The organism is Vibrio sp. 2132-1 (assembly GCF_033344315.1).
The window spans coordinates 62,855-87,122 of record NZ_JAWPON010000008.1 but is presented as its reverse complement, the minus strand read 5'-3'; the positions used below and the strand labels follow the sequence as shown (position 1 = coordinate 87,122).

Genomic DNA, 24,268 nt, shown 5'->3' with positions numbered 1-24,268 from the left:
CTCACGCTTTTATCTTTAAAAAGAACGCAAAAGCCAGTCGATATCGACTGGCTTTTTAGTTTGCTTCGTTTGACAGAAGTGAGTATTACTCCCCCATTGAACTAGAGGCTCGACGACGATCCGTTGCGCCATAAAGCTTGCCATCTTTTAGCTCAATTGCATTCAAACCGCTTACCACTGGAATAACGTGCACTGGGTAGCCAAGCTCCATAAACTCAGGCACCAGCATTTCTGCGAACGTTTTCTTTTCCACCAGCAAGCCAGTCGGGTCATAAGGCTTAGTGCGGTCTATTTTGGTGCCGTACTGAATGTTTGGTAAGTCAATTGCCTCTTGCGCTGATAAGTTCCAATCCAGCACCCCAACCACGGTTTTGAGTACATACCCCGGGATTTGTGAACTACCTGGTGACCCAACCACCAAACGCAAATTATCATCACTGTCCATCACCATTAATGGCGTAATAGCCGAACGTGGACGCTTGCCCGCTTCAATTGAGTTTTGTGTAGGTTTGCCGTTAACCGTTGGCAGAGGTGAGAAGTTAGCCATCTGCGCATTCAAGACAACGCCATCGACCATCACACCCGAGCCCATACCCGTTCCTACCGTGCTGGTCATCGCAATTGCATTTCCATCTCTATCGACGATAGAAATATGCCCTGTATCTTTGCTCTCGAAGCCTTGATATTGCGCATACTGAGTTTGCGTTATCTGTCCTGCTTTTGGATCCTCTTTTGAAGTGCCATTATCGGGGATTAAATCACGTCTCTGATCTAGATAGGCTTTAGACAACAACTGTTCAACTGGCGCTTCCACATAATCTGGGTCTCCGGCATACGCAATACGATCAGCTTTTGCAATTCGCATCGCTTCAGTCATGAGACGCCAAGGTTCCAAATCCGTTTTCGCCATATGGGCAATGTCATAGGGTGCGAGCAGTTCAAGACTCTGAGCGACCATCACACCGCCCGAAGCTGGGTAACCAAAAGAGACGATTTTATTCCCACGGTAGTCGCTCTCAATGATGTCACGCTGCTTCACTTGGTAATGTTTAAAATCTTCTAAAGACAACTTCTCGTGTTGGTCATCAATACGACTATTAACCGTCTCTACGATGTGCTGACCAAGCTCACCACCATAAAGGTAACGATCGCCTTGTTGCGCGATCTTCCTCAGCGTCTCAGCCATCTTAGGGTTCTTCATCAAGGTTCCCGTCGGCTTAATATCGTCCCCTTGCCAATACAAGGCTTTCACTTCCGGATCTTGCTCAAGTCGGCTTTGCTCTCTTACTACGATGTCGTAGGTGTAGCTGTTCATCGCGTACCCATTGCTCGCCAATGTAATCGCCGGCTTAATCAGCTCTGCCCATGGCAACTTGCCGTATTGTTCATGAGTGGTGTAAAGCAACCGCAATGTGCCCGGAACCGCAACAGAACGAGGGCCTAATATTTCGTTGCGACTGAGTACTTCCCCATTCTCAACAAACATTTCAGGGTTCGCGCTAGAGGGCGCTTCATCTCGACCATCAAGGGCCAGAAATTTTTTCTCGTCATGTTGATAAAACAGCGCGAAAGTCCCGCCGCCAATTCCGGTCATATCTGGCTCAACGACAGACATCACCATCTGCATCGCGACCATAGCATCAACAGCGTTACCGCCTTCTTTCAATATTGAGTAACCGGTACTGCTCACGTAAGGATTCGTCGCACTGACCATGAAATCTTGCCCGCGACTATCTGGTGTAACTGGGAATGGGTCTGGCTTTGCAGCATAGCTTGTCGATGCAACAATGCTTAAAGAAAAAATCAGAATACGCATGTGTCTCTGTTTAGACTCCTATTATGTGATGGGGTCTAACGTGGACCAAGTCATTACTCCGAAGTTCGTGAAGATGGTGTCTTTTTACACAACGCTGACTGGAATCGCGCTATCAATAGATGAATGATATTGGTGCTATTTAAACGACTGAGGAAAGCTATATTTTGCTTGTTTGAGTATCTAGAAATCATCACCAGAATAGATGCAAAAGATGCTCTGAAAAATAAAAAGCCAGCGATATGATTTCGCTGGCTTGATGTGTTTCTACAAGAGTTACCCTTTCCACTCATACAACGCTGGTATACGAATTTGCTCACCTTGGAACTCAACAATCACAGCTTGCGGTTGTATTTCTCTTAGAGTGACCTGATCATCAACGACATCCCCCTGATGATACTCAACATTGTTAATTTTCACCCAACGGCGATTTTCATCACTAGCGTACATATGGGTTTGCAAATTAAGCGCAGGTAGACGCCCTTGCCACTGGTGAGCGTTGCGCTCTAAATCGTTCACGCGTGCCGTTTGTGATGACGAATTGTCATCATCTCGGGATAAGGCATTTTCGACCTTCCTAGCTAAATCAGGAGATAATGAGGATAAATCCAGATCATCCAAAGACAACCCGAGGTCCTCTTCAGCAGCAGAAGTCGTTTGGGTTGATGCTGAGTCGCGTGTTTCATCTCTGCTTGGTGTATGGCTCGTGTATTCATCGGGGGTGGTAAATGTACCAAAATCACGCGATAGCTCTGCACTTGGCCACTCTCTTGGCAATTGGGCCAACTGGGTGTTCTCTGGATAGTCTAATACTTTGAAAGGTGATACCACTTCGACCTTTTCTATCGGGGACGTTGTATCTACTTCAACACTCGGTGCAAAGAGATCTAAGTACCAAGCGACTCCGATAGCAGAAGCAGTGATTGGCAGCAAGAACAGACCTATATGTTTCACAGCTGACATTATACGTCCTCCTTCTCTATTCTCGCCAGTTGAGGCGCATCTGGTTGAACATTTTGCTGAAGTCGGTCTAGCGTTCGCTTACCTGCAATACCATCGACACCAATTCCTTGCCAACGTTGAAATAACTCGACTCGCTCTTTCATCGCACCATCAAAAATAGACGTTTCAAGCAGTGGCTCACTCACCGCTTCTGCTAATAATCGGTCTAATACTTCAATCGCAGGGCCTTCCATGTCTAACCGTAATGTTTCATTCAGCGGAGCATGCCGCAGTTCGATAATATTGCCCTGCCACAACGGCTTTAGCCACGAAACTGGCAGACGCAGACGCTGCTTGCCATTGAGCACTTCAGCTTGGTCATTACCGACGGCATATAGAATGACATACCCAACATCACCTTGATAATTCAACTCCAAGATCACAGGGCGATTTTGTTGCATCAACAGCGGCCAAGTCGCCATTTTACGCTCACAACGCATAGTCGACTGCGGTTCTGACAAACAAAGATTATCGCGAACCGATGCTTGATACCCCCACAAACGATACAAATCATTTACAGCGAGGTTCGACTGTTTTTGTGCTAACAATAAATCACGCTGCTCATCCGTTAACTGTTGGCTTACGACGGTTGGTGTTGGCTCTACTCTTGGCTCCGTCACTTGTGTCAACACTGACGTCGCTTGAGCTGGCATATAATTCACGACCGCCCACCCCGTACTTAATGCAGCAATAAGGCCTACCGTGACAGAGCCCCAAGCAGGCCAACGGAAAGTCCGGCGCTCTTTTTTATCTTGCTGATAAATATCTGCCTGAAACTGCATCACCTCTTCACAGGCCTGCTGAACGGTTTGCTTATCCACCACCACATTACCCTGGTGATAACTAATGTTGAGGGATTTGTCACAGATAAGGTTGATGAGCCGCGGTATACCGTGACTGTATTTGGCTATAAGTTTACAAGAAGCACGATTAAACAGTTGCTGGTCGCCACCTGCTGTATGTAGTCGAAATGCGATGTAATCTTCTGTCTCTTTTTCATCCAACGGCAACAGGTGATAACGCCCGGTAATACGCTGGGCAAGTTGGCGTAGTTGTGTTGTTTGTAATAACCGCTGCAATTCAGGCTGCCCGACCAACAACACTTTGAGCAATTTTCTGGTATCGGTTTCCAAGTTGGTCAACAAGCGCAACTGCTCTAGAACGTCGGCAGCAAGGTGTTGAGCCTCATCAATGACCAGCAATGTCTGCCAGCCTGAACGATAATTACGCAGCAAATATTGATGGATAACCTGGTTTAGCTGTTTGAGGTTTGCATCTGGCGGATAGGTGATTTTGAACTCATCGCAAATGGCTTCGAGCAAGTCTCTACTCGAAAACGTGGGATTGAGAATAAGACCCGCTTTGGTGTTATCCCCCAAATTCGCCAGCATCGCTTTTGCGACGGTCGTTTTGCCTGTACCTACTTCGCCAGTAAGCATAGCAAAGCCACCGCCATCGCCTAGCCCAGCTTGGAGATATGTGATTGCCTCTTTGTGACGTTGGCTTAAATACAAATAACGTGAGTTTGGAACAATCGAAAATGGTTGTTCGACAAACCCAAAAAAGTCCTTATACATTAGGCTCTCCAGCTAAAAAACCACCTGGGAATAGTCAGACATGGTATAAACGCTCTTCTTCTATTCTTAGGAGTAAAGAAAAGTACCATTGCTTGCTACAATGTCCAACGGCATATCCATAAATTAAGAGGTAATTCGTGCAAGTTTATTTAGTAGGTGGCGCAGTTCGAGATAAATTGCTCGGAATTGATAGTTATGACAACGACTGGGTGGTCGTAGGCGCGACGCCCGAGATGATGCTGTCCCAAGGATACACCGCCGTTGGTAAAGACTTTCCTGTATTTCTGCATCCCAAAAGTAAAGAAGAATATGCCCTTGCACGAACAGAGAGAAAGTCAGGTTCTGGTTACACTGGTTTTGAATGTTTCTTCGATCAAAACGTCACCTTAGAAGAAGATTTGATACGTCGTGATTTAACCATTAACGCGATGGCAATGGAGAGTGATGGCACGATCCATGACCCATATGGTGGCCAGCAAGATCTCAACGATAAACTGCTACGCCATGTATCAGACGCCTTTATTGAAGACCCTCTACGCGTTTTACGTGTCGCTCGCTTCGCAGCGAAGCTTGCTGATCTAAACTTTACGGTTGCCGACGAAACCATGCGGTTAATGCGTCACATGGCAGAGTCCGGAGAGCTGAGCACACTGACTCCCGAGCGTGTTTGGCAAGAATGGCATAAATCTCTCTCTACTCCTCGCCCTGATATTTTCTTATCGGTTCTACGAGACTGTGGTGCATTAACCGTGGTGTTACCTGAAATTGATGCACTATTTGGCGTACCTCAACCTGAGAAGTGGCATCCAGAAATCGATACTGGCATCCATACTTTGATGGTGGCAGAGCAAGCCGCAAAATTGAGTAACTCACTCCCCGTCAGGTTTGCCGCCCAAGTGCATGACTTGGGTAAGGGCGTGACGCCAGAGAGCGAATGGCCAAGCCACAAAATGCATTGCCATACAGGATTAAAACTGATCAAAAAGCTGTGCGAACGTGTCCGGGTACCAAATGAGTTTCGTGATTTAGCCTTGATGGTGTGCGAACAGCACTCCAATATTCATCGCGCGGCTGAACTTAAACCACAAACCATAATTAAAATACTCAATAAGCTTGATGGGTGGCGTAAGTCCGAACGTCTGCAAGATATCTTGCTTTGCTGCCAAGCGGATCACGCTGGTCGTAAAGGACTGGAAACGCAACCATATCCACAGGCGGATATTTTTAGGCAAGCCTACCAAGCAGCAGCGGCAGTTGACGTTCAAACCATAATCAAAGAGGGCTTTAAAGGCCCTGCGATTCGTGACGAGCAAGAAAAACGACGTATTGAAGCAGTGAAAGCAGTACTTAAGAAGTAACGAACAAACAAAAACGCCCGCGGATTTCGCGGGCGTTTTTCGTTAGCATCAATTATGCACTTAATAGAAAAGCGAACAAACCGACGCCCAAAATGAGACGGTAAATCACAAACGGTGTCATGCCCATGCGTGAAATCATCTTCAAGAAGAAGTGGATACAGATGTACGCACTGATAAACGATGTGATAATGCCAGTAAGTAAGAAACCAACATGGACAGGTTCACCACTGGTCACTAACTTCATGCCTAAGTAGCTACCAGCTAATGTAATGATTGGGATCGACATTAAAAACGAAAATCGGGCAGCCGCTTCTCGAGTAAAGCCAAGGTAAAGCGCTGCTGTGATGGTCGCCCCTGAACGTGAAGTTCCAGGAATCATCGCTAAGGCTTGAGCAATACCGATAAATACAGCTTTCTTCCAACCCGTTTGGTATTCATCGGCAACGAGTTTAGCGTTTTTGTCTACCCACCATAGCAACAAGCCAAATACGATCGTGGTAGTCGCGATGACGTAAGCGCTACGTAGATACACTTCAATGATGTCTTTCATCAATAGACCGAACACACAAGCTGGAATCGTCGCAATCACGATCATCCAAGCCAATTTAGCCTCTTTACTGCGATCTCCTTTAAAGATCGAAGCAAATAACGCTTGAAACAAAGTGATTACTTCATGACGAAAATAGATCACGACAGCCATTAATGTACCGACGTGAACAGCAACATCAAAGGCCAGACCTTGGTCTTCCCATCCTAAAATAGCGGAAGGCAGGATCAAATGGGCAGAGCTTGAGATAGGCAAAAACTCTGTCAGCCCCTGAATCAGAGCCAAAATAAAGGCTTCAAAATAACTCATGTAAACAACTCAAATTAAAAATGAAAGGAAACGGGTTTGAGCGAATCGACTGGCTGCATAGCATGCCAAATGTCTGCGACTGTGCGTCCATCGCCTGGGATCACTAATTGCGGTTCGAGATCATACAACGGCTTTGTGACAAAAGGATATTTGTAGATATCACTGCGAGGTAGCTCAGGTTTTTTCTTGGAGACGCGCTCACCGAACAACACTATATCGAGATCCAGTGTTCGATCCTGATACTTTTGCGCGTTTTCTTCGCGTCCCCATTTAAATTCAATCTCGCGTAGTTGATGGCTCAACTCTTCTAATGACAACTCGGTACGCATTGCAACGACAAAGTTGTAGAAATTCTTACTGCTAAAACCAATAGGTTCGCATTCATATATCGGTGATACGAGGAGATTTTCTCCAAGCCGTTGCAGCTCCTGATACGCAGCAAGCACATGTTGCTCTCTTTCTACGTTCGTCCCAACACCGATATAGGTGGTGATCATGCTCGGCCTCGCTCAATCACCACACCAACAGCACGTGCTTGCGGCACGGCGCCAGGCTTCGCTAGGCGGATTTTCACCCAAGGCACAGAGAAACGCTGCATGATAAGCTCTGCTACTTCTTCAGCCACGCGCTCGACCAGTAAGAAACGACCATTTTCAATGTGGTTAAGTACCGCCTCACTCACCTGCGAATAATCCAGTGCATCTTGCACATCATCACTTTTGCCCGCAGGTTTATTATCGTGTGCCATTTCAATATCTAGAACCAACTTTTGTTTGATTTGTTGTTCCCAGTCGTACACGCCAATGGTGGTGATTACTTCTAACTGTTCAATAAAAACTTTATCCAGAGCCATCTTATGTCCTTCTATTACAGAGGTCGGATACCCGTGAGGGGTAATTTGATCGTAGTATTCTATACCTAAGTAACATTTACTTTGGTCATCACAATGTTACTTAGGTATAAACTGCGAAAGCATCTTTATATACAAGAAATCACATAATGCAAGCTCTATCACAGTGAGGATTTCTGCATTATGTAAATTCGGGGTATGATAGCAACTACGCGGGAACCGAGCATTAAATTCCAATCCATCAAGGACTTCTATGGACGCACTGGCACTGATAATGACAATGGCCGCCTATTTATTAGGTTCGGTTTCCAGTGCGGTTTTGATCTGTCGACTCTTAAAACTGCCAGACCCACGCAGTGTGGGATCTAACAATCCTGGAGCAACGAACGTATTGCGTATTGGCGGACGAGGAGCCGCTGTTTCAGTCTTGTTGTGCGATATGCTCAAAGGCACTATCCCCGTGTGGGGCGGATACTTTCTTGGTATCGACCCTATCATTCTTGGCGTCATCGCCATTGCTGCCTGTCTTGGCCACATGTACCCCATCTTTTTCCACTTTAAAGGCGGAAAAGGTGTCGCAACCGCGCTTGGCGCTATCGCTCCGATTGGTTTGGACTTAACTGGATTGGTAATGTTAACTTGGCTGTCAGTAGCCGCGCTATTCCGCTATTCATCCTTAGCGGCTCTCGTCACGGTTTTGGTCACTCCGTTTTATACTTGGATGTTTAAACCGCAATACACGTTACCTGTTGCTATGCTGTGCTGCTTAATCGTATTTAAGCATCATCAAAATATTCGTCGACTTTTGTCTGGCGACGAGCCAAAAATCGGCGAGAAAAAACTGACACAAAAAAACTCGGCTTAATGCCGAGTTTTTCGTTTAAAGAAGGATGTATTGGTTACGCATGAACTCGATTCAGGAAGTTCAACAACATCTGGTTGACGAACTCAGGTTGCTCTAAACAACTGATGTGTCCCGCTTGGGGAATCTCCACCAACTCACTGCCTGTGATACAGTCTTTCATTAAATAAGATTCAAAAACTGGACGTGGTTTATCTTCACAGCCCACTGCAATTAACGTCGGCAGAGCAAATTTTTCCGAATCCTCAATCACATCCCGGCGACCAAACACCATGCGCCCCATGCGAGCTACTTCCACCGCACGCTCACCGTTCAGCTCTTCTAAACTGCGTTTGAATGAAGCGACAAGTTTAGGGTTATCCTGATTGACGTTGTTGGCAAAGAACAGCGGCACAACGGCTTCAATAATTGGCGCAGGCACTGCTTGGACTTGGCTGATGGTATCAAGCATTGCAAAATACTTTTTATACGTAACTTCTGGCTCCCAGCCAATGAAGGTATCCATCAATACCAGTGACTTAACACGTTGCGGCGCTTGAGCCGTTAGCTCAGCTCCCCACATGCCGCCAACAGATAAGCCCACTATCGAGAATTCTTCGATATCTAAATGATCCATCAATGCCAACATATGTTGTGCATAGTCGGCCAATGACTGTGTCGATGCAGGTGCAGCGTCCGATTCACCATGTGCCCAAAGATCTGGCACAATACAACGGAATGACTGGCTTAAAACCTCAACTTGTGGCGCCCACATTTGGCTATCCCAAAGGTAACTATGACCAAATAGAAGCACAGGGCCCTCACCTTTATCTAGATAAGCAAGTTGCTGACCTTCAATTTCAAACTTATTCATTGTTATATCCATTTCTTATTCTTCCACGTCATCCTAGCACTGAAACAATCGCGAACTGATCGCATCAGTCAGAATGTAAAACGAGGCGGTTCATTGAATAATTAAAAATAAAGGCCTCTGAGGAGCAGAGACCTTTATTACAAAGAACCGGTTTCAAACCTACCGCATAAATTTGACTAAGCGACAGGTGTTAGTTGATCAATTGGCCAACGTGGACGAGCCTCTACTGACATATCAGCCACTTCGCCATTCTTCAAGCGCTGCATGCCTGCGTAAGCGATCATCGCACCGTTATCTGTACAGAACTCAGTACGTGGGTAGTAAACTTCGCCGCCAACTTTCTTCGCTAACTTCTCTAACTCAGCTCGCAAACGACGGTTAGCACTCACACCACCAGCAATAACAATGCGTTTCATGCCTGTTTGCTCAAGCGCGCGCTTACATTTAATAGCCAACGTAGCACACACAGCCTCTTCAAATGCCAATGCGATGTCCGCGCGGGTTTGCTCGTCATCACCGTTTGCAGCAATCGTGTTAGCCGTAAAGGTTTTTAGACCAGAGAAACTCATGTCCAAACCTGGCACATTCGTCATTGGGCGCGGGAACTTAAAGCGGCCCGGTGTACCTTTTTCCGCCAGTTTAGATAATAGTGGACCGCCTGGGTAATCCAAACCCATTAGCTTCGCTGTTTTATCAAACGCTTCGCCCGCCGCATCATCAATCGACTCACCTAGAATTTTGTACTCACCGATGCCTCTCACTTCCACCATCATAGAGTGACCGCCCGATACTAATACCGCCACAAACGGGAACGGTGGAGGGTTATCTTCCAACATTGGGGCCAATAGGTGACCTTCCATATGATGAACAGGTACCGCTGGCACTCCCCAAGCATAAGCAATACTGCGACCGATAGTCGCACCCACTAATAGCGCCCCAACAAGACCAGGCCCCGCGGTATACGCGACACCATCGATGTCTTTTGAAGTTAAGTTCGCTTCTTTTAGTGCCTCTTTAATAAGAGGAATGGTTTTCTTTACGTGGTCACGTGAAGCCAACTCAGGCACCACACCGCCGTAATCTGCGTGCAGTTTTACTTGGCTGTATAGCTTGTGTGACAAGAGACCGTTTTCATCGTCATAAATTGCGATGCCAGTCTCGTCACAAGAGGTTTCAATACCAATAATGCGCATGGTTTTCTCAGTATGCTTTCTGTATAGAGGAAATTTGGGCGTCATATTACCTCGCCTTGGTGCTGCAAACAAATTTTGTACAGACAATAATCGACAAAAGGCTTTACAAAGTAGTTGTGATCGGATTAAAATTCCGCACCATTTTTGATCAAGCTGGTAAGAGACCTAACAATTGTGATTTGGTCTGTTGAATACCAGCGTTAACGAATAACCCCTGAGGTGAAAGGCATATGCCAGTAGTTAAAGTACGTGAAAACGAACCGTTCGACGTTGCTCTACGTCGTTTTAAGCGCTCTTGCGAAAAAGCAGGTATCCTTTCTGAAGTGCGTCGTCGTGAGCACTACGAAAAACCAACTACAGTTCGCAAACGCGCTAAAGCAGCAGCTCAAAAGCGTCACGCTAAGAAGCTAGCTCGCGAAAACGCTCGTCGCGTTCGCCTGTACTAATAACTGAGCTCCAAAAGGAATTTAGTTATGGCTCTGATTGATCAACTCAAAGAAGAGCAAAAATTAGCGATGAAAGCCAAGGACAAATTGCGCCTTGGTACTATTCGTTTAGCCCTATCAGCAATCAAGCAACGTGAAGTTGACGAACAGATTACTCTGAACGATGACGACATTCTTGCAGTATTGACCAAGATGGTTAAACAACGTCGCGATTCTGTAGCGCAGTTTGAAGCAGCGGGTCGTCAAGATCTTGCTGATGCGGAACAAGCAGAAATTACCGTTCTTGAGGACTTTATGCCTCAACCACTGACAGACGAAGAAGTAGCGGCTCTCATCGAGAACGCGATTGCTGAATCTGGCGCAGCTGGCATGCAAGACATGGGCAAAGTAATGGGCGTTCTGAAACCGCAAATTCAAGGGCGTGCAGATATGGGTAAAGTAAGCGGTTTAGTTCGCGCTAAATTGGCTTAAGGTACCCCACCCAATTGCAGCAAGCCGTGCTATCCTTTGGAGCGCACGGCTTGTTTGTATCTGGATGGATGGAATGAAATCAATGGGCAATACGCTCATTCTTTTAAGGCATTCACTCCACTCATCATCTTCTTTTTTTGTTAGGTTTTATGGCTGGACACATCCCTCGCAGTTTTATCGATGACCTTCTAGCTCGACTTGATATTGTCGATATCATCGACGCACGTGTGAAACTTAAGAAAAAAGGCAAAAACTACGGCGCATGCTGCCCGTTCCACAACGAAAAGACACCCTCATTCAGTGTCAGTCAAGAAAAGCAGTTCTACCATTGTTTTGGTTGTGGCGCGCATGGAAATGCCATCGATTTTTTGATGGAATTCGACCGACTAGAATTCGTCGAAGCCATTGAAGAACTCGCTTCATACTTGGGTTTAGATGTTCCTCGCGAACAACGTAGCGGCGGTAATGGTTCGTTTCAATCAGGCCCACAAGCAAGCAGCAGTGAAAAACGTAACCTATACGACTTAATGGGCAGCATTGCTCAATTTTATCGTAACCAACTCAAACAGCCAGCAAGTAAGGTGGCGATTGAGTATCTAAAAGATCGCGGCCTGTCTGGTGAAATCGTCCAGAAGTTTGGCATCGGCTATGTGGCTGATGAATGGGATTTAGTTCGTAAGAACTTTGGCCAGAATAAAGAAAACCAAGACATGCTCGTCACTGGCGGCATGTTGATTGAAAACGATAAAGGCAACCGCTACGACCGATTCCGTGGTCGAGTGATGTTTCCTATTCGAGACAGACGCGGTCGAGTAATAGGCTTTGGTGGTCGAGTATTAGGTGATGGGACACCAAAATATCTCAACTCACCCGAAACCCCGATATTTCATAAAGGTAAAGAGTTGTATGGCCTTTATGAAGTACTACAAGCGTACCGTGAGCCACCACAAATTTTAGTGGTTGAAGGCTATATGGATGTTGTCGCGCTTGCTCAATATGGCGTAGATTATTCCGTTGCCTCATTGGGAACCTCGACAACGGGCGATCACTTGCAAGTGTTATTCAGGCAAACAAGCACCGTCGTGTGTTGTTATGACGGTGACCGCGCAGGCCGTGAAGCCGCGTGGCGTGCCATGGAAAATGCATTGCCTTACCTAACGGATGGTCGCCAGTTAAAATTCATGTTTTTGCCGGATGGAGAAGATCCCGACTCTTATATCCGACAAAACGGAAAACAAGCATTTGAGCAGCAAGTGTCTAATGCGATGCCCTTGTCTGAATTCATGTTCAGCTCATTGACTCAGCAGGTCGATATGAGCACGAAAGAAGGCATGGCAAAACTGAGTACTCTTGCGGTTCCTCTCATTGATAAAGTCCCTGGCGGCACTTTAAGACTATACTTGAGAGAATTGCTTGGCCGCCGTTTGGGTTTGGTTGATGAACGCCAACTACAGCAGCTAATTTCAAAACAAGGTAAAGAGGATAAAAGGCCTCAACCTCATAAAGAAATCAAGCGAACGCCGATGCGAGAAGTGATCGCGTTACTGATTCAAAACCCACAATACGTAAGTATGGTGCCAGATCTAACTAGCGTTAGAGATTTGCCCATTCCTGGTCTAAGTTTATTTGTTGATGTACTTGATAAATGCCAAGCGCATCCCCATATCAACACAGGCCAATTATTAGAGCATTGGCGAAACAGCCAAAATGAGACCCTTCTGTCTCGTCTCGCGAGTTGGGACATTCCACTCGATGAGGACAACCAAGAAGAAATCTTTTTAGACTCACTGGATAAAATTATTGCCCAGTGCGTAGAAAAACAAATTGAAAACCTGCAGGCCAAAGCAAGAAGTGTCGGTTTATCAGCCGAAGAGAAAAGGGAGCTGCTAGCACTTATGCTAGATTTAAAAGCGTAACCCTGTTTAATTAGTCAGCAACGATTTAATTTGTTATAGTAAGTGGTTTGCATTTCGCATACTGATTCCTTCACCAGATTACGAAGTTGGATACCGTCTATGGATCACAATCCGCAGTCACAGCTAAAGTCACTTGTTATTAAAGGCAAGGAACAAGGCTATCTGACCTACGCCGAAGTAAATGACCACCTACCTGCTGAAATCGTAGATTCAGAACAGGTAGAAGACATCATTCAGATGATCAACGACATGGGCATTAAGGTAGTAGAAACTGCTCCTGATGCTGATGATTTAGCACTGAACGATGACACAAATATTACCGATGAAGATGCAGCCGAAGCTGCAGCCGCTGCACTTTCTAGCGTAGAGAGTGAGATTGGTCGTACAACAGACCCAGTACGTATGTACATGCGTGAGATGGGTACTGTCGAACTTCTAACTCGCGAAGGCGAAATCGACATCGCAAAACGTATTGAAGAAGGTATTAACCAAGTTCAATCGTCTGTTGCTGAATACCCAGGCACAATTCCGTACATTCTTGAGCAATTTGACAAAGTTCAAGCTGAAGAACTACGTCTTACAGACCTAATTTCAGGTTTTGTAGATCCAGATGCTGACGACACCGCTGCACCAACGGCAACACACATCGGTTCTGAACTGACTGAATCTCAGTTAGAAGAAGAAGACGATGAAGACGTTGATGACGACGAAGATAGCGATGACGATTCAGATGATTCTGAAGAAGATGTAGGTATCGATCCTGAATTAGCGCTAGAGAAATTCAACCAACTACGCAGCACCTATCAAAATCTTCAATTAGCAATCAACGAGTACGGCTATAACAGCCCGAAAGCAACCGTTGCTAATGAAATGATGCTAGACGTATTCCGCGAGTTTCGTCTAACACCTAAACAGTTTGATCACCTAGTGAATGAACTGCGTACTGCTATGGATCGCGTTCGTACTCAAGAGCGTCTGATCATGAAGTCAGTGGTTGAATACGGCAAAATGCCGAAGAAATCATTCATCGCGCTGTTCACTGGTAATGAATCAAGTGAAGCTTGGCTGGATGAAGTTCTTGCTTCAGACAAGCCATACGCTGAAAAGATCAAACGTAACGAAGAAGAAATCCGTCGTTCAATCGCTAAGCTAAAAATGATTGAAGAAGAGACTTCTCTAAACGTACAGAACATTAAAGACATCAGCCGTCGTATGTCTATCGGTGAAGCAAAAGCTCGCCGTGCGAAGAAAGAGATGGTTGAAGCGAACTTGCGTCTTGTAATTTCTATCGCGAAGAAATACACCAACCGTGGCCTACAGTTCTTGGATCTGATCCAGGAAGGTAACATCGGTCTGATGAAAGCGGTAGATAAGTTCGAATATCGTCGTGGTTACAAGTTCTCGACTTACGCAACGTGGTGGATCCGTCAGGCAATCACTCGTTCAATCGCGGACCAAGCACGTACGATTCGTATCCCGGTACACATGATCGAAACGATCAACAAGCTAAACCGTATTTCTCGTCAAATGTTGCAAGAGATGGGTCGCGAGCCACTACCGGAAGAACTGGCAGAGCGCATGCAAATGCCAGAAGACAAGATTCGTAAAGTTCTAAAAATCGCTAAAGAGCCTATCTCAATGGAGACACCAATCGGTGACGACGAAGATTCGCATCTAGGTGATTTTATCGAAGATACAACGCTAGAACTTCCGCTAGATTCTGCAACAGCAACTAGCCTTAAAGTGGCAACAAAAGACGTGCTTGCAGGTCTAACGCCACGTGAAGCGAAAGTACTTCGTATGCGCTTTGGTATCGACATGAACACTGACCATACTCTAGAAGAAGTTGGTAAGCAGTTCGACGTTACTCGTGAGCGTATCCGTCAGATCGAAGCAAAAGCACTACGTAAACTTCGTCACCCAAGCCGCTCAGAGACTCTGCGCAGCTTCCTAGACGAATAATCGCAGCGCATACAAGCTTTTAGAAATCAAAAAAGGTGACTTTAGGTCACCTTTTTTATTATCTACTGTTCTAAGTGGATAAAAACTAAGCGCAATTGCCCTAGTTGGTATCTAGACACCTTGCAACGCTTCCCCTATAATCGTTGTCCTATTAAGGCCCCTTAGCTCAGTGGTTAGAGCAGTCGACTCATAATCGATTGGTCCGCAGTTCAAGTCTGCGAGGGGCCACCATATTTCGAAAGGCGTAGCAGGTTAATACCTACTACGCCTTTTTTGTATCTTATATCTTTGGGTACAGTTGCGGTAACTCGTCACTAACCTCGTAATAGCTTTTCCTCTTCCCCTCTTCTTTAACTATTATCTGGCTTTCTATACGAGCAATAGAAACAAAATGTCTGCTCGTGATTTAAACCATTGACCCTCAGACAACTTCTGATAGGATGGACATATAAACGTATGGACGTCTAAAGCAAAAATGGAGCTACAATGAAAAGTATTGGTCACTTAAAGAAACTAGCTTTGATTCTCACGGCAGTAGTCGGCTTAAGCGCTTGTGGAGAAAAAGATGACTCTGTCATTAAAGTGGGCGCGACAGTTGGACCACATGCACAAGTAGTCGAGGCGGTAGCGAAGGAGGCTGCGAAGCAAGGTTTGAATGTCGAAGTCATTGAGTTTTCTGACTACGTGACACCTAATGCCGCTCTTAGCGATGGTAGCATCGATATTAATAGCTATCAGCACCAGCCATTTTTAGACAACTTCAACAGTAGCCATAACGCCCAATTAGTATCAATTGGTCAGTCCATTCTTATGCGTATGGGGCTTTATTCCAATAAGTATCGCTCACTGCAAGAGCTTCCAAACAATGCACGTATAGCGCTTCCAAATGACCCTACCAACGGTGGTCGTGGTCTGTTGCTACTCGCCGATGCAGGTTTAATTGAGCTGAAACAGGGTGTTGGCCATAAAGCCGCCCTAACTGATATCACAAAAAACGCAAAATCATTTGAATTTGTCGAGGTAGATGCCGCTCAGCTACCAAGAACATTAGATGATGTGGACGCGGCTGCGATTACAATGAACTACGTAATGTCTTCTGGTTTAGATCCGAAGAAACAAAGTATCTATCTTGAAGCAAAAGACGCCCCATTAGCAGTCATGGTCATCGCCACTCGTGACGCAGACAAAAATAATGAAGCGTATAAAAAGTTCGTTTCTATTTATCAATCTCAAGCGATTCGTGATTACCTCGATCGCACTTTCAAAGGCACAATCGAAGCAGCTTTTTAATCAATAAAGCAGCGAATATTTTGCCCCACGAATCAGATAGAAAAGAGGCTAATGTTTTCTCATCGCCTCTTCTTTTCATTACTCACTAAATCGACTCATTGTCGACTTTCAGCCTCTAACTTCATTGCCAAATAAGCTTGGTCAGCAGAAACCAATTCAGGACGGTTAATCAACTTCCAGAGGAAGTATGGTGGGATTAAAAATACGATGAAGTAGAGAGATTCATGGAAGAAAACATCGGCTATCGTTTGCTGATGCTCCCAAAGTGCCGTCAGTGCGAAGAGCTCTAACATCACGCCTAATACGCCAAAGACGACAGAGACAACAATCGCTAAACCCAGTAGTTCTCTAACAAAGTGCTTGTATGCCATGATACTAATTCCTTCTAGCAATAAGTCATACTAACTTACGCTCATAAGAAACAAGTGAGCTTGATTATTATCAAACTCACCTCATCACTGTTAAGAACTTAGTTTTATAAAAAAGTACTTGTATATAGCGTCATCGAAGACTGATTTCCCTATCACAGAGCATAGATACCTCTACAAATAGAAGGTGATGGAACGACCAACTATTGACTATATGAGCGCAACTTTAATCAGATAAGTAATATTGAACCGTCGATACCACTCGTACTTTCTTAATGTAAGGCGTGTTGCTGTCTCGGTCATAAATCGAGAACTGCCCTTGAGTTGCACGTTTGATCTTACCCAGTGAACTCTGTGAGTCTTTCGCAAATTTCTCAGCCACTTCACGCGCATTCTTAGTCGCTTCTTCGATCATGTCTGGCTTCACATCATTCAGCTTAGTAAAGCTGTACTCAACACGATTTGCATAAGGATCTTGGTTAAGCAAAACGCCTTGTTTTCCTAGCTCACCTATTTCATTGATTGCCGCTCGAACAACATCAACACTCTGGCTGTAAACCGTAACGGTTCGCGAGGCCAAATAACGATACTCAATGTCTTGCTCGCTCCCATATTGCTGTGCTTTTCTGTCAATGACCGCTGGGGAAGAAAGGGAAACGCTGGTTTCAGGAAGCCCTTTGGCACTTAGAAAGTCCAAAATCAAACGGGTTTGCTGGTCAATTTCATCAAACATGGCTCCCATATCATTACTCGCTAGAGTAAATTGAATCGGCCAAATCACCGTATCAGCAGGATACTCACGCTCCGACAAACCTTTTACTGTCACGACTCTTTCATAGGCTCGGTATTTCACCGCCGTCTGCTGCATAAAATAGCCAAGGATGCCAAGACCAAGTATCAAACTTAGCCCAATCCAAAGTGCTGCTTTATTGGAAACTCGTTCCATTATTTCCCCCTGATAAATATCAACTTAGCTTAATCTTTGTTCTAGATAAGATAGCCTATCTATTGTTTTAAGAGGGAGACATAACGCGAGTTTTGATTCATAGCACAGTGATATACCGTTTTCTTTAGTCAATAAAGCTTCATTGGTTTGTCACCAAAGGCTCATGCTTTTGCCTCTTAACTGTCATCTGTAATTTCTACTATCCAATCAGCAACTTGTACGCTGAGGTAAATATGGATAGTTCAACCCCTTTTCGTCTCCCTCGTAAAACGCCGTTTGGCATTGGTGAAAACGTTGCTGAATGGGCAACCGGTTTAAACCAGCTTGATAAGTTCTACGCTCAACGCCCCGTTAATGCCGATACCAAAACTTTTCTCCGCTTCACGTTGGATATTTTAGGTATCGATTATCGCATTGCTCATGGTTCACTCGACTCAGTGCCTAAACAAGGTGCTACCGTCATTGTGGCGAACCACCCGCTTGGTTGTGTGGAAGGCGTCATCTTGGCCGAACTCTTGTTGATGGTACGAGACGATATCCAAATTCTAGCCAATCAATACCTGAAAACCGTACCAGAGTTAGATCAGCTCTTCATTGGTGTCGATGTGTTTGAAGGCAAAGACGCCGTCAAATCAAATATGAAGGCCCTCAGAGCGGCTAATAAACACCTCGCAAGTGGCGGCTTATTGCTTGTCTTTCCTGCCGGTGAAGTGTCCCAGTTAGTCGATGCCAAACAACAACGCTTGGAAGACAAAGCGTGGAGTCGAAGCGTAAGTAGCCTAATTCGCAAAAACAAAGCCACGACAGTTCCAGTATTCATCAGTGGCCAGAACTCGAAACGCTTCTATATGGCAGGGAAAATCCATCCACTTTTGCGCACCCTACTGCTTGGGCGAGAACTGCTGAACAAACAGGCGCAAACCATCAACTTATCCTTTGGCCAAGCGATAAAATTTAAAGAGATCAACACGCTTAACGATGATCAAGTAGTGAACTATTTGCGGCTCAACACTTATTTGCTCAATCGTGAAACCCATTCAGTGAAGCCTTCTTCTTCATCAGAAATGCTCTCTCCAATAGCGGCAGGGTTACCCGTAGGCGAATTGCTTGAAGAGCTGAACAACTTACCAAAAGAGTCCAAGCTGCTAACAAGTGGTGAGTTCGATGTTTACTGCACGGAGTCGCAGAGTATCCCTTCCCTACTGCATGAAATTGGTCGCCTACGTGAGCTCAATTTCCGACAAGTTGGCGAAGGGACGGGACTAGCAATAGACATTGACCATTTCGATCATGATTACCTGCATCTGTTTGTGTGGGACAGAGAGGACCAATGCTTGGTGGGCGCGTATCGTTTAGGTCTGGTTGATCAACTGATTGAAAAGCGCGGCGTAGCAGGTCTGTATTCACGAACGTTGTTTAACTATGACCAACGCTTTATCGACCAAATGGGTAAATCCATTGAGATGGGGCGCTCAGTGATTGCGCAGCAATATCAAAAGAGCATGAGCGCGCTGCTGCTGCTGTGGAAAGGCATCGCAACGTTCGTTCATCAAAACCCAGATTACACGCACCTATTTGGTCCGGTAAGCATTAGCAACGACTATAGTGATACTGCACGCCAACTGCTTGCCCAATCAATGACACTGCACCACTACGACAACAACTGCGCAGAGTACGTCACGCCTTCTAACCCACTTCCTGAGCACCATCGTGACTGGAACACCAGCATGCTTACTGCTCTGGGAGATTTACAGTTACTATCACGCGTAATTGCCAGAATCGATGAAGGAAAAGGTGTCCCTGTTTTACTGCGTCAGTACTTAAGCCTCAATGGCAAGCTGGTATGCTTCAACGTCGACCCTGCATTCAATAACGCTCTAGATGGATTGATTATGGTGGATTTGCGCGATGTTCAAGAAAAGACATTGGCAAGGTATATGGGACGCGAGCAAGCTCATGACTACCTCGTCTATCATACTAAATAGCAACGATGATTAAGAACAGTGATTAAATAGAGAGTTGGGAATCACAAGAAGAACCGTGTGGCGACTCTCTTTATTTACCCTTTCATTAACTAATTAGGCGTGCTCCGTGAAGTGCGCCGAAAAGACTCTTATAGATACAATCTATCGAAAGATCTAGATAGCATTTATCTCACCAATTCCGTCACAAACTTTCACAAAAAACAAAAACAGATCCAAGTCACACTTTAAATTCACCACAACTCAACACAAAACGTGACATTGATCATCACAAGTATTTAATTCGAATTTCAAAAAAAATTAAAAGTGATCAAAGTCACAAGGTATTTTAATTTTAAATTTGTCAGAAGATCGGATTGATCACTAAGATTTTTATTGACAGACTTGAAAGTGGCTTTTTGTTATTAAGTTACAAGTTAATAAGTTGAACTTGGTCACTTAAAAACCGTTTCTCAGCCTAAGAAATTCGGGCGTAGATCACAAAAAACCCGTTGTCAGTTCCAATTGGAAAATGTGTGGTAAATTGATTGGGTACTAAGCAATCAAACAAACGGTTTTGGCGAACCGTTTACTACAACAAGATTCATCAGAACATCGAACGGGGAATTGTTATGATATCACCAGATGCCAAGATCAAGATACAAAATTTTGGTCGTTTTCTGTCAAACATGGTAATGCCAAACATCGGCGCGTTTATCGCGTGGGGCTTTATCACTGCTCTATTTATCCCAACGGGATGGCTACCAAACGAAACATTAGCCTCTATGGTTGGCCCAATGATTACCTACTTGCTGCCACTACTTATCGGTTACACCGGTGGTAAATTAGTTGGTGGCGATCGTGGTGCGGTAGTCGGTGCAATCACAACAATGGGTGTGATTGTCGGCACAGACATCCCAATGTTTATGGGGGCAATGATGGTCGGCCCAATGGGCGGCTGGGCTATCAAGAAATTCGATAACTACATCGATGGTAAAGTAAAAAGTGGCTTCGAGATGTTGGTTAACAACTTCTCTGCGGGCATCATCGGCATGCTATGTGCGATCCTTGCCTTCATCTTTATCGGTCCATTCGTAAAAATTCTTTCTGGTGGCTTGGCGGCTGGCGTTAACTTCCTAGTTTCTGCTCACCTACTACCACTGACTTCAATCTTCGTTGAACCTGCGAAGATCCTGTTCCTAAACAATGCGATCAACCACGGTATTTTCTCTCCACTGGGTATCCAACAAGCGTCTGAAACAGGTCAATCGATCTTCTTCCTAATCGAAGCAAACCCAGGTCCTGGTCTAGGTATCCTGCTAGCTTACATGGTGTTTGGTAAAGGTACGGCTCGTCAAACGGCAGGTGGTGCATCAATCATCCACTTCTTCGGCGGTATCCACGAGATTTACTTCCCATACATCCTAATGAACCCTCGCCTAATCCTTGCGGCTATCGCAGGTGGTATGACTGGCGTATTCGTTCTAACTATCTTTAACGCAGGTATCGTTTCTCCAGCATCACCAGGTTCAATCTTTGCAATCTTGTTGATGACTCAGAAAGGCTCAATCGTTGGTGTTCTAGCGTCTATCGCAGCAGCAACAGGCGTGTCATTCGCCGTAGCAGCACTGCTAATGAAGACTCAAACGTCAACAGAAGAAGACGGTGATGAAGCAGCACTAGAGAAAGCAACATCACAAATGAAAGACATGAAATCTGCATCTAAAAACGATGCGGTGGTAAACAGCCAAAGCAAAGGTGACGTAGACCTAGCGACAGTACAAAGCATCATTGTCGCTTGTGATGCGGGCATGGGCTCGAGTGCAATGGGCGCGAGCATGCTACGCAAAAAGGTTCAAGACGCAGGTCTGAACATCCACGTAACCAACCTTGCCATTAACAGCTTACCAGAGAGTGCAGATATCGTGATTACTCATAAAGACTTAACGGATCGTGCACGTAAGCATGCTCCAAACGCACACCACATTTCATTGACTAACTTCCTAGACAGCGAAATGTACAACCAGCTAGTCACCAAACTACTAGCCGCACAAAACCAATCCGCAGCCAATGACGACCAAATGGTAAAAGTGTCGCTCGTGGCAGCAAACGACGACAACTTCGAGCCACAGCAAACGTCGGTGTTCCAAATCCAGCGTGAGAACATTCACCTAGGTTTGAAAGCTGCCAACAAAGAAGAAGCGATTCGCTTCGCGGGCAACAAGTTGGTCGAACTTGGCTACGCAGAACCAGAATACGTAGACGCGATGTTTGAGCGTGAAGCATTGGTTCCAACTTACCTAGGCGAATCTATCGCAGTGCCTCACGGCACGGTAGAAGCGAAAGACCGCGTGAAGAAAACCGGCATTGTAATCTGCCAATACCCATCGGGTATCCAATTTACTGAAGACGACGATGATGTAGCGAAACTGGTTATCGGCATTGCCGCTAAGAACGATGAGCACATCCAGGTGATTACCACCATTACGAACGCGCTCGATGAGCCGGAGGCAATTGAGAAGCTAACCAGCACCAACGATGTGGAAGAGATTCTGAACATCCTTGGCGGTCAACAAGCGGCTTAATTACCCCTTTAATTTGCTCCTGAGGCAAATGAGGTCAGCTGTCACCCCCTATGCGGTTGGCCTCCCCCTAGTTTCGTAAGTCAACATTTTAGACATTGGTAGGTAAGAATTATGAAAAACGCAGTTCATTTTGGCGCAGGTAACATTGGTCGTGGCTTCATCGGAAAACTCTTAGCAGATGCAGAAGTCGAGGTCACATTTGCAGACGTTGACGCTCCACTCGTCGACCAACTGAGTCACAAGCAAGAATACAAAGTAAAAGTGGTCGGTACTGAGTGCCAAATCGACACAGTAACTCACGTCACCGCGGTAAACTCAGCCAGTGAAGATGTCATCGACCGCATTGTAAAAACCGACTTGGTAACAACAGCGGTTGGCCCTAACGTACTGGACATCATTGCAAAAACCATCGCTACCGGCATTGCTAAACGCTTTGCAGCAGGTAACGATAAACCATTGAACATCATCGCGTGCGAAAACATGGTTCGTGGCACGACTCACCTAAAAGGTGAAGTGTACAAACATTTGGATGAATCATTACACGCGAAAGCAGACGAGCTAGTTGGCTTCGTCGACTCCGCAGTGGACCGCATCGTACCACCAGCAGAAGCGGCGAACGATGACCCACTAGAAGTCACTGTAGAGAGTTTTAGCGAATGGATTGTGGATGAGCAGCAATTCAAGGGCGAAATCCCTGACATAGCTGGCATGGAAAGAACCAACAACCTAATGGCATTCGTAGAACGCAAGCTATTCACTCTCAATACAGGCCACTGCATTACCGCTTACCTAGGTTGCTTGAAAGGCCATCGCACCATTCGTGAAGCAATTGAAGACCCAAGCATTCACGCTGAAGTAAAACAGGCGATGCAAGAGAGTGGTGAAGTGCTGATCAAACGTTACGGCTTCGACCGTGACATGCACAACGCCTACATCGAGAAGATTTTAGGACGCTTTGCCAACCCTTATTTAGTTGATGAAGTTGATCGTGTTGGTCGCCAACCAATTCGTAAATTAGGTGCAAACGATAGATTAGTGAAGCCTTTACTCGGTACAATTGAGTATGGCACTGAAAATCAAACACTTTTGAAAGGCATTGCCGCTGCGTTGAAGTACACTAACGACACTGACCCACAAGCCGTAGAGCTACAAAACTCATTAAAAGAAGTGGGTGTGAAGAAGACGCTAGCGACATACACAGGTCTTGCAGAAGACAGTGCTGAAGTGGCTCAAATCGAGACACTTTACAACCAACTTTGATTTACCTAGGGGAGCTCGGCTCCCCTTCTATGTCCTTCTCTGCTTGAAGAGTTGGGATAGCTAATAATTAGAAATGTATTCAGTATATGGCAGATAACATCAACGAAACCGAGATCATTGAGCGATTAAACAGCGCACCATCGGTACGAGGCTTTTTCATTGCAGCAGTCGACGTTTTTAACGATTCGATCGACGGGTTGGTGCAAAGAATCTTTCGTAAAGATAACTTCGCTGTTCAATCAGTTGTCGGTCCGCTGCTACAAGACTCTGGACCGCTGGGCGATCTGTCTGTTCGTTTGAAGTTATTGTTTGGCTTGGGAGTGCTCCCCGATGACATTTACCACGACATCGAAGACATCATCAAACTCAAAAACCAACTCAATAGTGACGCTTCAGATTACGAATTCACTGACCCGAATATTCTAGAACCAATTAAGAAACTGCACTTGGTGAAGAAAATGGGCATGGTACAACTGGAAGTCAGCGAACCAGATGACGACATCGACCTTGAGTTTTATCAGCTACAACTGCAACGTCAACAACAAATCATTAAGTCAGGGCTCTCACTTGCCATTGTCGAGATTTGCAATGAGCTCGGCAAAGACAGCCCTTTTTAATCGAAAAACTGGCACGGAAGCCTCCTCAACTCGCCCCCCTTTTTGCACATTCTTCTATACAACGTGCGTGAAAGCCATCACA

Annotated in this window: 21 protein-coding genes and 1 tRNA gene; 12 read left to right on the top strand and 10 right to left on the bottom strand. The window is 45.5% G+C overall.

What is annotated here, in order from left to right; all coding sequences use genetic code 11:
- Window positions 1–85: 85 nt before the first annotated feature.
- From ggt to R8N47_RS10825, 3 genes are all read right to left on the bottom strand, one after another.
- Window positions 86–1,816, bottom strand: a complete 1,731-nt coding sequence (gene ggt, locus R8N47_RS10835; protein WP_064353612.1) for a gamma-glutamyltransferase — start codon at window positions 1,814–1,816, stop codon at window positions 86–88.
- Window positions 1,817–2,089: 273 nt separating this feature from the next.
- Window positions 2,090–2,776 carry a general secretion pathway protein GspB gene (locus R8N47_RS10830; protein WP_005379904.1) on the bottom strand — a complete coding sequence of 229 codons (687 nt, stop codon included), beginning with the start codon at window positions 2,774–2,776 and terminating at the stop codon, window positions 2,090–2,092.
- On the bottom strand, window positions 2,776–4,392 hold the full coding sequence (locus tag R8N47_RS10825; protein ID WP_064353611.1) for an ExeA family protein: 1,617 nt from the start codon (window positions 4,390–4,392) through the stop codon (window positions 2,776–2,778). Before R8N47_RS10825 ends, R8N47_RS10830 begins: the two co-directional genes overlap by 1 nt.
- 137 nt (window positions 4,393–4,529) lie before the next feature.
- On the opposite strand from R8N47_RS10825, the gene R8N47_RS10820 reads away from it, so the two are divergent.
- The gene (locus tag R8N47_RS10820) at window positions 4,530–5,750 is read left to right on the top strand and encodes a multifunctional CCA addition/repair protein (RefSeq protein WP_064353610.1); all 1,221 of its coding nucleotides are present in this window, start codon (window positions 4,530–4,532) and stop codon (window positions 5,748–5,750) included.
- A gap of 52 nt (window positions 5,751–5,802) precedes the next feature.
- Here R8N47_RS10820 and R8N47_RS10815 read toward each other — a convergent pair whose 3' ends face one another.
- The 3 genes from R8N47_RS10815 to folB are packed head-to-tail and all read right to left on the bottom strand — an operon-like array spanning window position 5,803 to window position 7,459.
- Window positions 5,803–6,606: an undecaprenyl-diphosphate phosphatase gene (locus R8N47_RS10815; protein WP_017636143.1), complete on the bottom strand. Its 804-nt coding sequence runs from the start codon at window positions 6,604–6,606 to the stop codon at window positions 5,803–5,805.
- A 14-nt stretch (window positions 6,607–6,620) separates the two neighbouring features.
- Entirely contained in the window at window positions 6,621–7,103 is a 483-nt protein-coding gene (gene folK, locus R8N47_RS10810; RefSeq protein WP_005387457.1) for a 2-amino-4-hydroxy-6-hydroxymethyldihydropteridine diphosphokinase, read from the bottom strand.
- Entirely contained in the window at window positions 7,100–7,459 is a 360-nt protein-coding gene (gene folB / locus R8N47_RS10805; protein WP_005387458.1) for a bifunctional dihydroneopterin aldolase/7,8-dihydroneopterin epimerase, read from the bottom strand. The genes folK and folB overlap by 4 nt, the downstream gene beginning before the upstream one ends.
- A gap of 250 nt (window positions 7,460–7,709) precedes the next feature.
- Between folB and plsY the strand changes: the two genes are divergently transcribed.
- Complete coding sequence (gene plsY, locus R8N47_RS10800; RefSeq protein ID WP_005379857.1) at window positions 7,710–8,321, top strand: glycerol-3-phosphate 1-O-acyltransferase PlsY; 612 nt, start codon at window positions 7,710–7,712, stop codon at window positions 8,319–8,321.
- 34 nt (window positions 8,322–8,355) lie between these two features.
- On the opposite strand, the gene R8N47_RS10795 is transcribed toward plsY, so the two are convergent.
- Together R8N47_RS10795 and tsaD are read right to left on the bottom strand one after the other, a co-directional pair.
- The gene (locus R8N47_RS10795) at window positions 8,356–9,171 is read right to left on the bottom strand and encodes an alpha/beta fold hydrolase (RefSeq protein ID WP_005379855.1); all 816 of its coding nucleotides are present in this window, start codon (window positions 9,169–9,171) and stop codon (window positions 8,356–8,358) included.
- Window positions 9,172–9,347: 176 nt separating this feature from the next.
- Complete coding sequence (tsaD, locus tag R8N47_RS10790) at window positions 9,348–10,364, bottom strand: tRNA (adenosine(37)-N6)-threonylcarbamoyltransferase complex transferase subunit TsaD (protein WP_005379854.1); 1,017 nt, start codon at window positions 10,362–10,364, stop codon at window positions 9,348–9,350.
- Between the two features lie 230 nt (window positions 10,365–10,594).
- Between tsaD and rpsU the strand changes: the two genes are divergently transcribed.
- From rpsU to R8N47_RS10760, 6 genes are all read left to right on the top strand, one after another.
- Window positions 10,595–10,810 carry a 30S ribosomal protein S21 gene (gene rpsU, locus R8N47_RS10785; RefSeq protein WP_001145625.1) on the top strand — a complete coding sequence of 72 codons (216 nt, stop codon included), beginning with the start codon at window positions 10,595–10,597 and terminating at the stop codon, window positions 10,808–10,810.
- Between the two features lie 27 nt (window positions 10,811–10,837).
- The gene (locus tag R8N47_RS10780) at window positions 10,838–11,281 is read left to right on the top strand and encodes a GatB/YqeY domain-containing protein (protein WP_005379720.1); all 444 of its coding nucleotides are present in this window, start codon (window positions 10,838–10,840) and stop codon (window positions 11,279–11,281) included.
- Between the two features lie 149 nt (window positions 11,282–11,430).
- Window positions 11,431–13,197 carry a DNA primase gene (gene dnaG / locus R8N47_RS10775; protein WP_005379719.1) on the top strand — a complete coding sequence of 589 codons (1,767 nt, stop codon included), beginning with the start codon at window positions 11,431–11,433 and terminating at the stop codon, window positions 13,195–13,197.
- A 99-nt stretch (window positions 13,198–13,296) separates the two neighbouring features.
- On the top strand, window positions 13,297–15,159 hold the full coding sequence (gene rpoD / locus R8N47_RS10770) for an RNA polymerase sigma factor RpoD (RefSeq protein ID WP_005395986.1): 1,863 nt from the start codon (window positions 13,297–13,299) through the stop codon (window positions 15,157–15,159).
- A gap of 155 nt (window positions 15,160–15,314) precedes the next feature.
- Window positions 15,315–15,390 (top strand) — tRNA-Ile (locus R8N47_RS10765).
- 255 nt (window positions 15,391–15,645) lie between these two features.
- The gene (locus R8N47_RS10760; protein ID WP_017633488.1) at window positions 15,646–16,449 is read left to right on the top strand and encodes a MetQ/NlpA family ABC transporter substrate-binding protein; all 804 of its coding nucleotides are present in this window, start codon (window positions 15,646–15,648) and stop codon (window positions 16,447–16,449) included.
- A gap of 95 nt (window positions 16,450–16,544) precedes the next feature.
- Here R8N47_RS10760 and R8N47_RS10755 read toward each other — a convergent pair whose 3' ends face one another.
- Entirely contained in the window at window positions 16,545–16,820 is a 276-nt protein-coding gene (locus R8N47_RS10755; protein ID WP_005379716.1) for a hypothetical protein, read from the bottom strand.
- A gap of 223 nt (window positions 16,821–17,043) precedes the next feature.
- The gene (locus R8N47_RS10750) at window positions 17,044–17,763 is read right to left on the bottom strand and encodes an SIMPL domain-containing protein (RefSeq protein ID WP_005379714.1); all 720 of its coding nucleotides are present in this window, start codon (window positions 17,761–17,763) and stop codon (window positions 17,044–17,046) included.
- Window positions 17,764–17,996: 233 nt separating this feature from the next.
- Between R8N47_RS10750 and R8N47_RS10745 the strand changes: the two genes are divergently transcribed.
- The 4 genes from R8N47_RS10745 to R8N47_RS10730 all read left to right on the top strand — a co-directional run bounded on the left by R8N47_RS10745 (window position 17,997) and on the right by R8N47_RS10730 (window position 24,186).
- On the top strand, window positions 17,997–19,748 hold the full coding sequence (locus tag R8N47_RS10745; protein WP_064353604.1) for a lysophospholipid acyltransferase family protein: 1,752 nt from the start codon (window positions 17,997–17,999) through the stop codon (window positions 19,746–19,748).
- A 608-nt stretch (window positions 19,749–20,356) separates the two neighbouring features.
- Window positions 20,357–22,309, top strand: coding sequence for a PTS mannitol transporter subunit IICBA (locus R8N47_RS10740; protein ID WP_005379710.1), 1,953 nt, complete (start codon window positions 20,357–20,359; stop codon window positions 22,307–22,309).
- A 111-nt stretch (window positions 22,310–22,420) separates the two neighbouring features.
- Window positions 22,421–23,569, top strand: a complete 1,149-nt coding sequence (locus R8N47_RS10735) for a mannitol-1-phosphate 5-dehydrogenase (RefSeq protein ID WP_062730758.1) — start codon at window positions 22,421–22,423, stop codon at window positions 23,567–23,569.
- Between the two features lie 86 nt (window positions 23,570–23,655).
- Window positions 23,656–24,186: an MltR family transcriptional regulator gene (locus R8N47_RS10730; protein ID WP_005379708.1), complete on the top strand. Its 531-nt coding sequence runs from the start codon at window positions 23,656–23,658 to the stop codon at window positions 24,184–24,186.
- Window positions 24,187–24,268 lie beyond the last annotated feature (82 nt).

Excerpts from the sequence above, each read along its gene's own strand:
- R8N47_RS10760 (WP_017633488.1), top strand. The coding sequence starts at position 15,646 with ATGAAAAGTATTGGTCACTTAAAGAAACTAGCTTTGATTCTCACGGCA.
- rpsU (WP_001145625.1), top strand. The coding sequence starts at position 10,595 with ATGCCAGTAGTTAAAGTACGTGAAAACGAACCGTTCGACGTTGCTCTA.
- folB (WP_005387458.1), bottom strand. The coding sequence starts at position 7,459 with ATGGCTCTGGATAAAGTTTTTATTGAACAGTTAGAAGTAATCACCACC.
- R8N47_RS10795 (WP_005379855.1), bottom strand. The coding sequence starts at position 9,171 with ATGAATAAGTTTGAAATTGAAGGTCAGCAACTTGCTTATCTAGATAAA.
- R8N47_RS10750 (WP_005379714.1), bottom strand. The coding sequence starts at position 17,763 with ATGGAACGAGTTTCCAATAAAGCAGCACTTTGGATTGGGCTAAGTTTG.
- R8N47_RS10780 (WP_005379720.1), top strand. The coding sequence starts at position 10,838 with ATGGCTCTGATTGATCAACTCAAAGAAGAGCAAAAATTAGCGATGAAA.
- tsaD (WP_005379854.1), bottom strand. The coding sequence starts at position 10,364 with ATGCGCATTATTGGTATTGAAACCTCTTGTGACGAGACTGGCATCGCA.
- plsY (WP_005379857.1), top strand. The coding sequence starts at position 7,710 with ATGGACGCACTGGCACTGATAATGACAATGGCCGCCTATTTATTAGGT.
- R8N47_RS10745 (WP_064353604.1), top strand. The coding sequence starts at position 17,997 with ATGGATAGTTCAACCCCTTTTCGTCTCCCTCGTAAAACGCCGTTTGGC.
- R8N47_RS10740 (WP_005379710.1), top strand. The coding sequence starts at position 20,357 with ATGATATCACCAGATGCCAAGATCAAGATACAAAATTTTGGTCGTTTT.
- ggt (WP_064353612.1), bottom strand. The coding sequence starts at position 1,816 with ATGCGTATTCTGATTTTTTCTTTAAGCATTGTTGCATCGACAAGCTAT.
- folK (WP_005387457.1), bottom strand. The coding sequence starts at position 7,103 with ATGATCACCACCTATATCGGTGTTGGGACGAACGTAGAAAGAGAGCAA.
- R8N47_RS10735 (WP_062730758.1), top strand. The coding sequence starts at position 22,421 with ATGAAAAACGCAGTTCATTTTGGCGCAGGTAACATTGGTCGTGGCTTC.
- dnaG (WP_005379719.1), top strand. The coding sequence starts at position 11,431 with ATGGCTGGACACATCCCTCGCAGTTTTATCGATGACCTTCTAGCTCGA.
- R8N47_RS10830 (WP_005379904.1), bottom strand. The coding sequence starts at position 2,776 with ATGTCAGCTGTGAAACATATAGGTCTGTTCTTGCTGCCAATCACTGCT.
- R8N47_RS10815 (WP_017636143.1), bottom strand. The coding sequence starts at position 6,606 with ATGAGTTATTTTGAAGCCTTTATTTTGGCTCTGATTCAGGGGCTGACA.
- rpoD (WP_005395986.1), top strand. The coding sequence starts at position 13,297 with ATGGATCACAATCCGCAGTCACAGCTAAAGTCACTTGTTATTAAAGGC.
- R8N47_RS10825 (WP_064353611.1), bottom strand. The coding sequence starts at position 4,392 with ATGTATAAGGACTTTTTTGGGTTTGTCGAACAACCATTTTCGATTGTT.
- R8N47_RS10730 (WP_005379708.1), top strand. The coding sequence starts at position 23,656 with ATGGCAGATAACATCAACGAAACCGAGATCATTGAGCGATTAAACAGC.
- R8N47_RS10755 (WP_005379716.1), bottom strand. The coding sequence starts at position 16,820 with ATGGCATACAAGCACTTTGTTAGAGAACTACTGGGTTTAGCGATTGTT.